The organism is Rhizobium sp. BK312, from assembly GCF_014193605.1.
Lineage (GTDB): Bacteria > Pseudomonadota > Alphaproteobacteria > Rhizobiales > Rhizobiaceae > Rhizobium.
In genome coordinates this window covers 22,873-35,837 of the sequence record NZ_JACHZP010000009.1, presented here as the reverse complement: position 1 = coordinate 35,837, position 12,965 = coordinate 22,873, and the positions used below count along the sequence as shown (strand labels likewise).

At 58.1% G+C, this 12,965-nt stretch carries 12 protein-coding genes; 3 read left to right on the top strand and 9 right to left on the bottom strand.

What is annotated here, in order from left to right:
* Window positions 1-41: 41 nt before the first annotated feature.
* Window positions 42-1,853, bottom strand: coding sequence for an extracellular solute-binding protein (locus FHT85_RS23295; protein ID WP_112338379.1), 1,812 nt, complete (start codon window positions 1,851-1,853; stop codon window positions 42-44).
* A gap of 264 nt (window positions 1,854-2,117) precedes the next feature.
* Between FHT85_RS23295 and FHT85_RS23290 the strand changes: the two genes are divergently transcribed.
* Window positions 2,118-2,777: an invasion associated locus B family protein gene (locus FHT85_RS23290; protein WP_015339874.1), complete on the top strand. Its 660-nt coding sequence runs from the start codon at window positions 2,118-2,120 to the stop codon at window positions 2,775-2,777.
* A 152-nt stretch (window positions 2,778-2,929) separates the two neighbouring features.
* Here the strand turns inward: FHT85_RS23290 and hspQ are convergent, their stop codons facing one another.
* From hspQ to FHT85_RS30870, 4 genes are all read right to left on the bottom strand, one after another.
* Window positions 2,930-3,259, bottom strand: coding sequence for a heat shock protein HspQ (hspQ, locus tag FHT85_RS23285; RefSeq protein ID WP_015339875.1), 330 nt, complete (start codon window positions 3,257-3,259; stop codon window positions 2,930-2,932).
* 208 nt (window positions 3,260-3,467) lie between these two features.
* Window positions 3,468-4,877 carry a type I glutamate--ammonia ligase gene (glnA, locus tag FHT85_RS23280; RefSeq protein WP_112338380.1) on the bottom strand — a complete coding sequence of 470 codons (1,410 nt, stop codon included), beginning with the start codon at window positions 4,875-4,877 and terminating at the stop codon, window positions 3,468-3,470.
* Window positions 4,878-4,939: 62 nt separating this feature from the next.
* Window positions 4,940-5,278 carry a P-II family nitrogen regulator gene (locus FHT85_RS23275; RefSeq protein ID WP_015339877.1) on the bottom strand — a complete coding sequence of 113 codons (339 nt, stop codon included), beginning with the start codon at window positions 5,276-5,278 and terminating at the stop codon, window positions 4,940-4,942.
* Between the two features lie 218 nt (window positions 5,279-5,496).
* Window positions 5,497-5,628: a hypothetical protein gene (locus tag FHT85_RS30870; protein ID WP_281409876.1), complete on the bottom strand. Its 132-nt coding sequence runs from the start codon at window positions 5,626-5,628 to the stop codon at window positions 5,497-5,499.
* Between FHT85_RS30870 and FHT85_RS23270 the strand changes: the two genes are divergently transcribed.
* A complete protein-coding gene (locus tag FHT85_RS23270; RefSeq protein WP_112412129.1) occupies window positions 5,627-7,102 on the top strand; it encodes an NAD(P)H-hydrate dehydratase in 1,476 nt (491 codons plus the stop codon). The two genes, FHT85_RS30870 and FHT85_RS23270, sit on opposite strands and share 2 nt — an antisense overlap.
* Before the next feature lie 2 nt (window positions 7,103-7,104).
* Here the strand turns inward: FHT85_RS23270 and FHT85_RS23265 are convergent, their stop codons facing one another.
* A complete protein-coding gene (locus FHT85_RS23265) occupies window positions 7,105-7,911 on the bottom strand; it encodes a DUF72 domain-containing protein (RefSeq protein WP_112412130.1) in 807 nt (268 codons plus the stop codon).
* A 32-nt stretch (window positions 7,912-7,943) separates the two neighbouring features.
* A complete protein-coding gene (gene uvrA, locus FHT85_RS23260; protein WP_112412131.1) occupies window positions 7,944-10,865 on the bottom strand; it encodes an excinuclease ABC subunit UvrA in 2,922 nt (973 codons plus the stop codon).
* A 273-nt stretch (window positions 10,866-11,138) separates the two neighbouring features.
* Between uvrA and FHT85_RS23255 the strand changes: the two genes are divergently transcribed.
* Window positions 11,139-11,684: a single-stranded DNA-binding protein gene (locus FHT85_RS23255; protein WP_112412155.1), complete on the top strand. Its 546-nt coding sequence runs from the start codon at window positions 11,139-11,141 to the stop codon at window positions 11,682-11,684.
* A 69-nt stretch (window positions 11,685-11,753) separates the two neighbouring features.
* On the opposite strand, the gene FHT85_RS23250 is transcribed toward FHT85_RS23255, so the two are convergent.
* Window positions 11,754-11,948 (bottom strand): hypothetical protein, encoded by a 195-nt coding sequence (locus tag FHT85_RS23250; RefSeq protein ID WP_162701001.1) that lies wholly within the window; start codon window positions 11,946-11,948, stop codon window positions 11,754-11,756.
* A gap of 170 nt (window positions 11,949-12,118) precedes the next feature.
* Window positions 12,119-12,751, bottom strand: a complete 633-nt coding sequence (locus FHT85_RS23245; protein ID WP_069612164.1) for a MarC family protein — start codon at window positions 12,749-12,751, stop codon at window positions 12,119-12,121.
* Window positions 12,752-12,965 lie beyond the last annotated feature (214 nt).

The following is a 12,965-nucleotide window of genomic DNA, read 5'->3' as shown; positions in this document are numbered from 1 at the left end:
CCGATGGCTTCAACCGGTTACCGAAAGGGAACCGGCCGAGATTACTGCGCGGAAGCGTCCCACCACGCAGGCAGATAGTACCCGTAAAGCGGCAGAACGCCGGGATGATTGATGCGGCTGCGCCGCGCCGCCCATTGTTGATCGATATGGTAGAGCGGCACTAGATAATATCCGGAAATCAGCATCCGATCGAAAGAACGCACGGCGTCGCGGAAATCCTCGGCCGAACGCGCCATCAGAAAATGTGATATCAGCGTATCGACATCGGGGTCTGCGACGCCGACGAAATTAAGGCTGCCTTCGGTCTTGGCGGCAGAGGAGCTCCAGCGCCCCACTTGCTCGATGCCCGGCGATAGCGACGAAGGGTAGGACTTGATGATCATGTCGTAGTCGTAGTTGATCGTCCGGAGCTGATATTGCGAATCATCGACCGTGCGAATCGTTACGGCAATGCCGAGCAATTCCAGAGATCGGCGATAGGGGATCGCCATGCGCTCCTGATCTGCATTTTGGGTCAATATTTCGAAGCTGAGCTGGCGGCCGTTCTTATCGACCATCTTCTCACCGCGGATTGTATAGCCACCCTCCTTGAGCAGGGCTACCGCCTCGCGCAGGATCTTGCGGTCACGTCCGGAGCCGTCGCTGACGGGCAGCTTGTAGGTGCCATCGAGCACATCCGGATCGATGCGGTCCTTGATCGGTCCCAGCATGGCGAGCTCATGCGGATCCGCGGGAATGCCGAACGACGAAAGTTCGGAATTTTGCCAATAGCTCTCCGTGCGCTTATAGGCGCCCGAATAGAGATTTCGGTTCAGCCATTCGAAGTCGAAGGCGAGGGTCAGTCCCTTGCGTACATTCTTGTCGGCAAACATCGGCCGCCGCGTATTGAAGACGAAACCCAACATGCCGCTCGGCGTTTTTGGCCTAAAGGTCTCCTTGATGATGGCGCCGGAAGTTACCGCAGGAAAATTGTAAGCCTGCTGCCAATGGCCCGGGCTGCCGTCGGGATAAATATCGACATCGCCTTTCTTGAAAGCTTCGAACAGCGTCGTGTCCTGCAGGAAGTAATTGACGGTGATTTCATCATAATTGTCGATGCCGACCTTCGACGGGAGGTTCTTGCCCCAGTAGTCAGAACGGCGCTCGAAGACGATGCGCTGGCCGGGATCGACGCTCTTGATCCTGTAGGGGGCGGAGCCGATCGGAATGCGCAGGGAGGTCTGATCGAAACTATCCGTGTCGATCGCATGCTTCGGCAGAATCGGCAGCGACGAGGCGATGATGAGCGGCGTTTCGCGATTGGCTTTCTCGTTGAAGCGGATCATCACGCTGTGCTCACCAACCTTCTCCATGCTGGCGATGGTCTCAAGCCACGATGAAAACGGGACGCGGCCTTTGTCGCGAAGAAGCTGGAACGTGAAGATCACATCTTCCGGCTTCACCGGCTGCCCGTCCGACCATTTGGCATCGGGATTGAGGTTGAATTGAATATGGCTTCGGCTGTCGTCCCATTCGACCGTCTGCGCCAGCAGCCCATACAGCGTAAAAGGCTCGTCGCGCGAGCGCACCATCAGCGGTTCATAAACGAGATTACCGTATTCCGGGTCCCACATGCCCCGCGCGGTCGTGCGCATGCTCTTCAGAATGAAGGGGTTGAGATTGTCGAAAGTGCCGACGACGCCATAGCTGACGCGGCCGCCCTTTTTGACATCCGGATTAACGTAAGGGAAATGCTTGAAGTCCGCCGGCAGCGCCGGATCTCCATGCATGGCGATGCCGTAAAGCGGCTGAGCTGCCGCGGCATTGCACAAGGTTGCGAAGAACAGGAAGGCAGCGATCCGGAGCGCTTGCATGGCATCCTTTCCGGGAAGGGTATGATTCGGCCGAACATTATCATGAGCGTGCCGAATTCAACACGCGACTGCGGAAATCTTAGGACTTGGCAGAAAAGGCCAAAGAAAAGCTGGATATCCGTGCCAGTGCGATGTAACAGGGGTGCCGGGTTTCTCGGGTCATGTATTTGCCTTATTCATTCGACAGGTGGACGACGGTTTGACCCGAATTGCATGGGACGGCGCGCTGTCGTCCCGCAGCGGATTTCAGGAGGCGGTTTCGCTATGATGTTCAAGACTGACAACAAAATGCGGGCAGGTCTTTCTGCTCTGGCTCTCATGATTGGCGCGGCTATGCCAGCTGCCGCTTTCGCGCAGGATGCGTCCAACGCAGCTCCGGCCGATGGCGGTGGTGATCCCAACCAGCCGCGTCTGGGCTGGTACAAGACCTGCACCAAACAGGACGATGCCGACATCTGCATCGTGCAGAACCTGATCATGGCAAACAACGGCCAGCTCGTTACGGCTGTTGGGCTCATCTCCGTCGATGGCAAGGTTAACCGCAAGATCCTGCAGATCTCAGTTCCGACGGCCCGCCTCATTCCGCCGGGCATAACCATGCAGGTCGATGGCGGCAAGGGCCAGAAGCTCGATTACGCCGTCTGCCTCCCGGACAAGTGCACCGCGGAAGTCCCGGTGACGGACGCGATGATTGCTTCGCTGAAGAAGGGCACCGACGTCACCTTCACGTCTGTGAACTTCCGTCGCGCTCCGAACCCGATCAAGATCTCGCTGACCGGCTTCGGCGCCGCTTTTGATGGCCCGGCTATCTCCGACAGCAAGCTCGCCGAAAGCCAGAAGAGCCTGCAGGACAGCATGCAGAAGAAGGCTGAGGAAGCACGCAAGAAGCTGGAAGACGCCCAGAAGGCTGCCAAAGCGCAGTAAGCTTGCGGAATTTCATTATCCTATAAAAAAAGCCCGGAGCGATCCGGGCTTTTTCTTTGCGCTGGGGAGGGCAAGCGATGCTCGGAAGCCAAATAAAAAGGGAAGGCGTTGGGAGCGCCTTCCCTTTGGAATAGGATAGGTTTTACCCACGCTTAATGGGCGAAGCTCATCTTGGGCTTGAGCTGCCCGGTCGGGGCCTGGTCGAAGATCTGAGCGACTTGCGGATTGCGCAAGGGAAGCCCGCTCTCATCGTTGATGAGGTTCTGCTCCGATACATATGCGACATATTCCGTCTCGTCGTTTTCGGCGAGAAGGTGGTAGAAGGGCTGGTCCTTATCGGGACGCACTTCCGCGGGAATGGAATTCCACCATTCCTCTGTATTTGCGAATTCCGGATCGACATCGAAGATGACACCGCGGAAGGGGAACATCCGGTGTCGAACCACGTCGCCAATATTGAATTTTGCGTTTCGTTGTTTCATGGCACGACTTCCTTTCAAGCAATCATGTGGTGACTTTCACCACTGATATCAAGGATTTTGCCCCCATTCCTTCATTGAACTGTCACACTCGGCTCGGTTCTGCTCCGAGCAGCAGCTCAATGTGAAGACGATATTTGGAGGGACGCCTGCCACCGGCTTCCTCATAATGAAGAAAGCCCCGGCAAGGCCGGGGCTTTCACAACTTATATCAGACCGAATAGTACATGTCGTATTCGACCGGATGCGGGGTCATTTCGAAGCGCATGACTTCCTGCATCTTCAGTTCGATGAAGGCATCAATCTGATCATCGTCGAAAACGCCACCGGCGGTCAGGAACTTGCGGTCCTTGTCCAGGCTTTCCAGAGCTTCGCGCAGCGAGCCGCAGACCGTCGGGATCTTCTTCAGTTCCTTCGGCGGCAGGTCGTAGAGATCCTTGTCCATGGCCTTGCCGGGATGGATCTTGTTCTTGATGCCGTCGAGGCCGGCCATCAGCATGGCGGCGAAACCGAGATAGGGGTTGGCCGTCGGGTCAGGGAAGCGGACTTCGACGCGCTTTGCCTTCGGGTTTGAGCCGAACGGGATACGGCAGGAAGCCGAACGGTTGCGAGCCGAATAGGCGAGCAGAACCGGAGCTTCGTAACCCGGAACGAGACGCTTGTAGGAGTTCGTCGACGGGTTGGTGAAGGCGTTTATCGCCTTGGCATGCTTGATGATGCCGCCGATGTAATAGAGGCATGTCTCGGAAAGACCCGCGTATTCGTCGCCTGCGAATGTCGGCTTGCCGCCCTTCCAGACCGACTGGTGAACGTGCATGCCCGAGCCGTTGTCGCCGAAGATCGGCTTCGGCATGAAGGTTGCCGTCTTACCATAAGCATTGGCGACCTGGTGGACGACATACTTATAGATCTGCATGCCGTCGGCGCTGCGTACCAGCGTATCGAACTTGATGCCGAGTTCGTGCTGGGCGGCTGCGACTTCATGGTGGTGCTTTTCGACGGTAACGCCCATTTCGGTCAGAACCGTCAGCATCTCCGAACGCATGTCCTGGCAGCTGTCGATCGGCGGAACCGGGAAGTAACCGCCCTTGACGCGCGGACGGTGGCCGAGGTTGCCGGTTTCATAGTCGGTGTCGTCGTTGGACGGCAGTTCGCTGGAATCGAGCTTGAAACCGGTATTGTAGGGATCAGCCTTGTACTTGACGTCATCGAAGACGAAGAACTCGGCTTCCGGGCCGAAGTAGGCGGTGTCGCCGATACCCGAAGCCTTGAGATAGGCTTCGGCTTTCTTGGCAGTGCCGCGCGGATCGCGGTTATAGGATTCGCCGGAGATCGGGTCTAGGATGTCGCAGAGAATGACCATCGTCGACTGCGCGAAGAATGGATCCATGTGGACCGTATCCGTATCCGGCATCAGCACCATGTCGGATTCGTTGATGGCCTTCCAGCCCGCAATCGAGGAGCCGTCGAACATGACGCCATCGGCGAACATATCTTCGTCGACACAGACCACATCCATGGTGAGATGCTGCAGCTTGCCCTTCGGATCGGTGAAGCGCAGGTCGACGAACTTGACGTCGTTGTCCTTGATTTGCTTCAAAATTTCGCTTGCAGTCGTCATGAAATTACTTCCCTTGACATAGATGACGATTGAACGAGCCGCGGCCCGAAGGGCCGGGCGGATTAGATGGCGTCGATGCCCGTTTCGCCGGTACGAATTCGGATGACTTCTTCCACGTTGGAAACGAAAATCTTTCCGTCGCCGATACGCCCTGTTTGCGCGGCCTTGCGGATGGCCTCGATCACCGCCTCCGCATTTTCGTCCGCCAATACAACTTCGACCTTCACCTTCGGCAGGAAGTCGACGACGTATTCGGCGCCACGGTAAAGCTCCGTGTGGCCCTTCTGACGACCGAAGCCCTTCGCTTCCGTGACGGTGATGCCCTGCAGGCCGACTTCCTGAAGGGCTTCCTTCACTTCGTCGAGCTTAAAGGGCTTAATGATCGCTTCGATCTTTTTCATGAGAAAATGTCTCTCCGCTTCTCCTGTTACAGCAGGCTTATTTCCCGCTCGGCCAACGTAATGCACGTATCATGCCAATTGAAAACAAGCTGCCGTAAAAATTCCCGGCGATTTCGCACCGAGACGATGAATTGATGAGGATTTTTCGGGAAAATGGAAGCGATTTCGCGTCGAAATGCGTTGGATAAGCAAAATTTCGCAAAAAAGTGCTGTGCGCGTCATGTTTGTGCTCCAGCAAGGTCTTGAATGTTATCGGTTAATTGTTGTGCAAATGCATATTTATAAACCAAAATGGCCGCCGCAATAGCGGTTGTTTTTGAGGCAGATTTCGCATCTATAATATCCGCCATGATGTTCCCGCTCGCCGATCTGCTTCTCACCCCTGACGCCATGTCTCGCGTCGACCGCGTTGCGGCCGCATCCGGCATCAGCTCCTATGGCCTCATGGAGAAGGCAGGGCAGGCGGTTGCTGCCGCTGCACTTCGGCACTTTCCCGGAGCGCTGCGTTATGTCGCCCTTTGCGGGCCTGGCAATAATGGCGGGGACGGCTATGTGGCGGCGCGGGCACTGCAACAGGCCGGAGCCGACGTACAGCTCTTTCATCTGGGCGATCCACAGCGGCTCAAAGGGGACGCCGCCCGCGCTTTCGCCGATTGTCCCATCGATGGCGCTGCGATCAGTGGTTACGCCCCTTTGACCGGAGATGTGGTGATCGACGCAATCTTTGGCGCGGGACTCTCCCGTCCCGTTTCGGATGATGTGGTGGCCATTATTGGGCGTGTCAACGAGATCGGCATTCCGGTGATTGCCGTCGATCTGCCGTCCGGGCTCGATGGGCGCAGCGGCCAGATTCTCGGCGCTGCTTTCCGCGCTGTGCGAACAGTGACCTTCATGACGCGCAAGCCGGGGCATCTTCTCCTTCCCGGTCGTGACCTTTGCGGCGAGCTTGAGGTTTTCGACATCGGCATTCCCGACCGTATCGTCCGCGCCAATGCCGATCGCTTGCTCGCCGAAAACAAGCCGGCACAGTGGCAGGCGGCCATACCCTCGGCAGGCGTCGAGACGCACAAATACAAGCGAGGTCATCTCGTTGTCTTCTCGGGCGGGCCGAACGCGACAGGTGCCGCCCGCATGTCGGCGATGGCGGGCCTGAGGGCGGGGGCAGGGCTCGTCACTATCGCATCACCCTCGGAGGCCCTGGGAGTCAACGCCAGTTTATTGACCTCAATCATGCTGCATGCAGTCGACGACGACGCTGCTTTACGGAAATGGCTTACCGATCAGCGTCTTTCGACCTTTATTCTCGGGCCGGGCTTCGGTGCCGGCGAGAAGGCGCGGCAATTCTGCCTCGCGATTGCGGATCGCCATCTGGTATTGGACGCAGACGGCATCACCTCGTTTCGCGACGAGCCGCAGCGATTGTTCGATGCTTTTGCCGAAGGACCGACACGCTTGGTGCTGACGCCGCATGAGGGGGAGTTTGGCCGCCTCTTTCCCGATATTGCCGCCGACGAGACATTGAGCAAGATCGACAAGGCGAGGGGAGCGGCAAAGAGAGCCCATGCCGTGATCATCTACAAGGGCGCCGACAGCGTGATCGCCGCCCCCGATGGCAGGGCCTTGATAAACGCGAACGCGCCGCCCTGGCTGGCGACCGCCGGTTCGGGCGATGTGCTCGCCGGCATTGTCGGCGGCCTCATGGCGCAGGGAGCGCCCGCCTTCGAAGCCGCCGCGGCCGGCGTCTGGCTGCATGGCTTGGCGGGCCATCATGCCGGCAAAGGACTGACGGCCGAAGATCTCGTAGCAGCCGTCAAGCCGCTATAGGGTTACTTTGCCACTTCTTCCTGCAATGCGATCGCGCCCGGAGGCGCGTTTACCTTGCCCTCATGGATCATGAAGGCAAAGACATCACGCGGCTCGGCTTTGATTTTGCGTTTCGCATCGATCAGCGGCAGGTCATCCGGCACCTTGCCCGCGGCCCAGATTTTCAGGCGATCCGCCCAGGCTTTCAGGTCCTTCGGCGGATAGCAGGTCTTGATGTCATCCGAGCCTTTTTGCAGTCGGGCATAGACAAAGTCCGCGGTCACGTCGGCGATCATCGGATATTCGAAATGCTCGGCACAGACTGGCGCCACATTATACTTTTCGAGCAGCGCGACGAACTCCGGCACCTTGAAGGAATCGTGTCGGACTTCGACGACGTGTCTCAGCGCAAGACCATCCTGCTTCGCCGGCAGCAGCTTGAGGAAAGCCTCGAAATCATCCGGATCGAATTTCTTCGTGGGCGCGAACTGCCAAAGCAGCGGACCGAGATGATCGCCAAGCTCGCTGATGCCGGATTCCAGAAAGCGCTGCATGGAGTCGCCCGCTTCGGCAAGCACGCGGCGGTTGGTGACGAAACGCGTCGCCTTCAGGGAGAAAATAAAGCCATCGGGAACATCGGCGGCCCATTTGGCAAACACTTCGGGCTTCTGCGTGCTGTAATAGGTGCCGTTGACCTCGATCACTTTCAGCTGGCGGCTGGCATAATTCAGCTCGTCCTTCTGCTTCAGCGTGTCGGGATAGAAGCTCCCGCGCCAAGGTTCGAAAGTCCAGCCGCCTATGCCTGTGCGGATTTCGCCCGCTTTGGTCATTCTCTCCTCCTTGGCCATTCGGCCGGGTAACCTTACTCCGCCGCCGCAACTTTCTTCACCGGACGCCGCTCCAGCAATTCTTTCAGGAATTGCCCCGTATAGGAGCGCTTCTCCTTCACGATCGCCTCCGGCGTGCCGACAGCCACGATCTCGCCGCCGCCATCACCGCCTTCAGGACCGAAATCGAGGATCCAGTCGGCAGTCTTGATGACTTCGAGATTGTGCTCGATGACCACGACGGAATTGCCCTGGTTGACCAGTTCGTGCAGCATTTCCAGAAGCTTGGCGACATCGTGAAAGTGCAGCCCGGTTGTGGGTTCGTCGAGAATGTAGAGCGTGCGGCCAGTCGATCGTTTCGACAATTCCTTGGCTAGCTTGACGCGCTGCGCTTCGCCACCCGAAAGCGTGTTGGCCTGCTGGCCGACCTTGATATAGCCGAGACCGACATCCTTCAGGCTTTGGAGCTTGTCGCGCACGGCGGGAACGGCCGCAAAGAAATCGACGCCTTCCTCGACCGTCATGTCGAGCACATCGGCGATCGACTTGGTCTTGAAGGTGACGTCGAGGGTCTCGCGATTGTAGCGCTTGCCGTGACAGACGTCGCAGGTGACGTAGACGTCGGGAAGGAAGTGCATCTCGATCTTGATGACGCCGTCACCCTGGCAGGCCTCGCAGCGGCCGCCCTTGACGTTGAAGGAGAAACGGCCGGGCTGATAGCCGCGAGCCTTGGCTTCCGGCAGTCCGGCAAACCAGTCACGGATCGGCGTGAAGGCGCCGGTATAGGTCGCCGGGTTCGAGCGGGGCGTCCGGCCGATGGGCGACTGGTCGATATCGATTACCTTGTCGATATGCTCGAAACCGTCGATGCGATCGTGATCGGCGGGGATTTCACGAGCGCCCATGACACGCCGCGCCGCCGACTTATAAAGCGTCTCGATCAGGAAAGTAGACTTGCCGCCGCCGGACACGCCAGTCACTGCAGTGAAGACACCGAGCGGGATAGACGCCGTGACGTTCTTGAGATTGTTGCCCCTTGCGCCGACAACCTTGATCTCCTTGCCCTTCTTAGGCTTGCGCCGCTCGTCCGGAACCGGCACGCCGAGCTCGCCGGAAAGATATTTACCGGTCAGTGACTTCGGGTTCGCCATGATCTCCTGCGGCGTGCCATGCGCCACCACCTGCCCGCCATGCACGCCGGCCGCAGGGCCGATATCGACAACATCGTCGGCTGTGAGGATGGCGTCCTCGTCGTGCTCGACGACGATGACGGTATTGCCGATATCCCGCAGATGCTTCAGCGTCTCCAGAAGGCGTGCATTGTCGCGCTGATGCAGGCCGATCGACGGCTCGTCGAGGACATAGAGAACGCCGGTCAGGCCCGAGCCAATCTGCGATGCCAGCCGGATGCGCTGGCTTTCGCCGCCGGACAGCGTGCCGGAATTACGCGACAGGCTCAGATATTCGAGGCCGACATCGTTGAGGAAGCGGAGGCGATCGCGGATTTCCTTGAGAATGCGGACCGCAATCTCGTTCTGCTTGTCGGTGAACGTGCCCGGCAGCGCATCGAACCAGTCGCGAGCAATGCGGATCGACATCTCCGCCACCTGGCTGATGTGCAGCTTGTCGATCTTGACCGCCAGGGCTTCCGGTTTCAGGCGATAGCCGTTGCAGGCCGGGCAGGGGGCGGCCGACATGAAGCGTTCGATCTCCTCGCGTGCCCAGGCGGAATCTGTTTCCTTCCAGCGGCGCTCGAGGTTCGGCACGATGCCTTCGAAATTCTTATGGGTGGTGTAGGAGCGCGCGCCATCGGCGTAATGGAATTCGATCTTGTCTTCTGTGCCGTTCAGGATCACATCCTTGGCCTTGTCGGACAGCTCGTTCCAGCGATTGCCGAGCTTGAAGCCATAATGCTTGCCGAGCGCTTCCAGCGTCTGGTTGTAATAAGGCGAGGTCGACTTGGCCCAGGGAGCGATCGCGCCATCGCGCAGCGTACGTTCCGGCTCCGGCACGATCAGTTCCGGATCGATCTTCTGCTGCGAGCCCAGGCCGTCGCAGGATGGGCAGGCGCCGAAGGGATTGTTGAAGGAGAACAGGCGCGGCTCGATTTCCGGAATGGTGAAGCCGGAAACCGGACAGGCGAATTTCTCCGAGAAGAGCACGCGCTCATGTGTCTCGTTCAGCGACTTGTTGGCGGAGCCGCCGGCAGCAGTCTCCTCCGGCGGCAGCGGCTTGTCGGCAAATTCCGCGACCGCGAGCCCGTCGGCAAGACGCAGTGATGTCTCGAAGCTGTCGGCAAGGCGAGCCGCCATGTCCGGACGCACGACGATGCGGTCGACGACCACGTCGATGTCGTGCTTATATTTCTTGTCGAGCGCCGGAACATCGGCAATTTCGTAGAACTGGCCGTCGACCTTGACGCGCTGGAAGCCCTTTTTCATGAGCTCCGCCAGTTCCTTCTTGTATTCGCCCTTACGCCCGCGCACGAGCGGCGCGAGAATATAGAGCCTCGTGCCTTCCTCATAGGCGAGCACGCGGTCGACCATCTGGCTGACGGTCTGGCTCTCGATCGGCAGGCCCGTGACTGGCGAATAGGGAACGCCGACGCGGGCAAACAGCAGACGCATATAGTCGTAGATTTCCGTGACCGTACCGACCGTTGAGCGCGGATTGCGCGAGGTCGTCTTCTGCTCGATCGAAATCGCCGGCGAGAGGCCGTCGATCTGGTCGACATCAGGCTTCTGCATCATTTCGAGGAACTGCCGCGCATAGGCCGAAAGGCTTTCGACATAGCGGCGCTGGCCCTCGGCATAGATGGTGTCGAAGGCGAGCGACGACTTGCCGGAGCCGGAAAGGCCGGTCATGACGATCAGCTTGTTGCGTGGCAGATCAAGATCGATGCCCTTGAGATTGTGCTCGCGCGCACCACGTATCGAAATAGTCTTCAGTTCGCTCATCGTCGTATGCAGGTCCTTTGGAGTCTGCCTTTATTTAGTGATGTCAGCCCGCGAGTCGAGGCTGAAATGAAGGGATGGAGCCGCGTTTTCGATTCTGTTGACATCATCATAGGGATAAATTAGAACAAATAAAGAACAAAATTATCGCGGCGATTTCTTTGTGGATGAACGGAACTGAGAAGGCCGCATAAATAGCACCTGACGCCCGCTATGGGTTAAGGTGCTCCCCATAGGATTTCAAAGCCGTCGATGGGCGGCAAGCAGGGTGGTATCATGGCCGGTAGTGTGAACAAGGTAATTCTGGTTGGAAATCTCGGGGCGGACCCGGAAATCCGCCGCACGCAGGACGGCCGCCCAATCGCCAACCTCAATATTGCCACGTCGGAAACCTGGCGCGACCGCAATTCCGGCGAGCGTAAGGAAAAGACCGAATGGCACCGCGTCGTCATCTTCAATGAAGGTCTCTGCAAGGTCGCGGAACAGTATTTGAAGAAGGGTGCCAAGGTTTACATCGAAGGTGCGCTGCAAACCCGCAAATGGCAGGACCAGAACGGTCAGGACCGCTACTCGACGGAAGTCGTGCTGCAGGGCTTCAATTCGACCCTGACCATGCTCGATGGCCGCGGCGAGGGTGGCGGTTCCATCGAAGGTGGAAGTCGTGGTGGCCGCGGCGGCGGTGATTTTGGCGGCGACTACGGTGGCGACGACTACGGCCAGTCCTCATCGCAAGGCTCCTCCCGTGGCGGTGGCAACCGTGGTGCCAGCAGCCAGGGCGGCGGCAACTTCTCGCGCGATCTGGATGATGACATCCCGTTCTGAGATCGGCGTGCCCGACTGACTTTGGAACCCGTCTTTTGGCGGGTTTTTATCAGCTTCGATTTGTCTTCGCTATTCTTCTAGGGCGGCTGGATTATCAATTGATTTATCCTTCGTAGCCCCTTTAATTTCTCTCAGTATAGCTTCACACGCATCGATAGTTTGAGTGAGATTTTTCTCGGTGAGAATATGTGTTCGGGTAACCTCATCGCGCAGATAGATGAACAGGATTTTCTTGTTGAGGTCATCCTCGGTGACAATGCTCATTGAAGCATATTCGCTGTCCTTATGGTCGCGCAGATACACCGTCTTGAGAAACGTATAGCCATACCTTTTGAAGACTGATCTTATTATGCTTTTTAACATCGAGAGCTCCGAGCGCTTTCAGTTACCGAGTATCCCGGCTCATCGAACAAACCGTCTGACCGACGTGCTTTTCACGAAAGCGTGAGCGCCGCTTTTGCTCCATCCACGACAAACTGCGCGGCAAGCGCCGCAAGAATAACCCCGAGCAGCCGGGTGAGAATGGCGCGGCCGGTAGCGCCGAGCATTCGATCGAGTCTATCTGAAATGGCAAGGGCTGCAAAGACGAGGGCGAGGTTGACGGCGATGACGCCGATTAGCTGCGCCCGGTCAAGCGTCGTCTGCAGCGAGCCGGCCAACAGAATGGTGGCCGAGATGGCGCCGGGACCGGCGATCAGGGGCAGAGCGAGGGGAAAGACCGCAATATTGCGGATATGATCCTTGGTGATCGCGACTTCGGTCGTCTTCTCCTTCCTGTCCTGCCGCCGCTCGAACACCATTTCGAAGGCGATCCAGAACAGCAGCAAGCCGCCGGCAATGCGGAACGCACCGATGGAGATGCCAAGCACACCAAGCACGCTTGCGCCGAACAGGGCGAAGGCCGCCAGGATGAAGAAGGCGATCAGCGAGCCGCGCAGCGCCACTTGCTTGCGCTCCGAACGATTCATGCCAGCCGTAAGTCCGATGAAAAGCGGCGCGAGCCCCGGCGGATCGACAGTGACGAGCAGAGTCGTGAAGGCATTGATCAGGGTATCCGCGCTCGCCATATAGTCCCCGAAGCTTGTTCTGTCGCTGTTAGCGAGCATTGTTATGCGAGGAACGGGCTTTCGCAAAGGGTCATGCGCTGGTGTTGATCAGTTTCGCCATGGAAATGTTCGATTCCATGGCTTAAAGGGGCAAAACCTGTTCAAAAACACCGGCCAAAATTGGCGCTCGCCAGGCCTTTCGGCTATAAATTTCGCAGTGATTCTAAAAGAGATC

Coding starts and splice junctions, on each gene's coding strand:
- FHT85_RS23295 (WP_112338379.1), bottom strand. CDS start 1,853: ATGCAAGCGCTCCGGATCGCTGCCTTCCTGTTCTTCGCAACCTTGTGC.
- FHT85_RS23290 (WP_015339874.1), top strand. CDS start 2,118: ATGATGTTCAAGACTGACAACAAAATGCGGGCAGGTCTTTCTGCTCTG.
- hspQ (WP_015339875.1), bottom strand. CDS start 3,259: ATGAAACAACGAAACGCAAAATTCAATATTGGCGACGTGGTTCGACAC.
- glnA (WP_112338380.1), bottom strand. CDS start 4,877: ATGACGACTGCAAGCGAAATTTTGAAGCAAATCAAGGACAACGACGTC.
- FHT85_RS23275 (WP_015339877.1), bottom strand. CDS start 5,278: ATGAAAAAGATCGAAGCGATCATTAAGCCCTTTAAGCTCGACGAAGTG.
- FHT85_RS23270 (WP_112412129.1), top strand. CDS start 5,627: ATGATGTTCCCGCTCGCCGATCTGCTTCTCACCCCTGACGCCATGTCT.
- FHT85_RS30870 (WP_281409876.1), bottom strand. CDS start 5,628: ATGGCGGATATTATAGATGCGAAATCTGCCTCAAAAACAACCGCTATT.
- FHT85_RS23265 (WP_112412130.1), bottom strand. CDS start 7,911: ATGACCAAAGCGGGCGAAATCCGCACAGGCATAGGCGGCTGGACTTTC.
- uvrA (WP_112412131.1), bottom strand. CDS start 10,865: ATGAGCGAACTGAAGACTATTTCGATACGTGGTGCGCGCGAGCACAAT.
- FHT85_RS23255 (WP_112412155.1), top strand. CDS start 11,139: ATGGCCGGTAGTGTGAACAAGGTAATTCTGGTTGGAAATCTCGGGGCG.
- FHT85_RS23250 (WP_162701001.1), bottom strand. CDS start 11,948: ATGAGCATTGTCACCGAGGATGACCTCAACAAGAAAATCCTGTTCATC.
- FHT85_RS23245 (WP_069612164.1), bottom strand. CDS start 12,751: ATGGCGAGCGCGGATACCCTGATCAATGCCTTCACGACTCTGCTCGTC.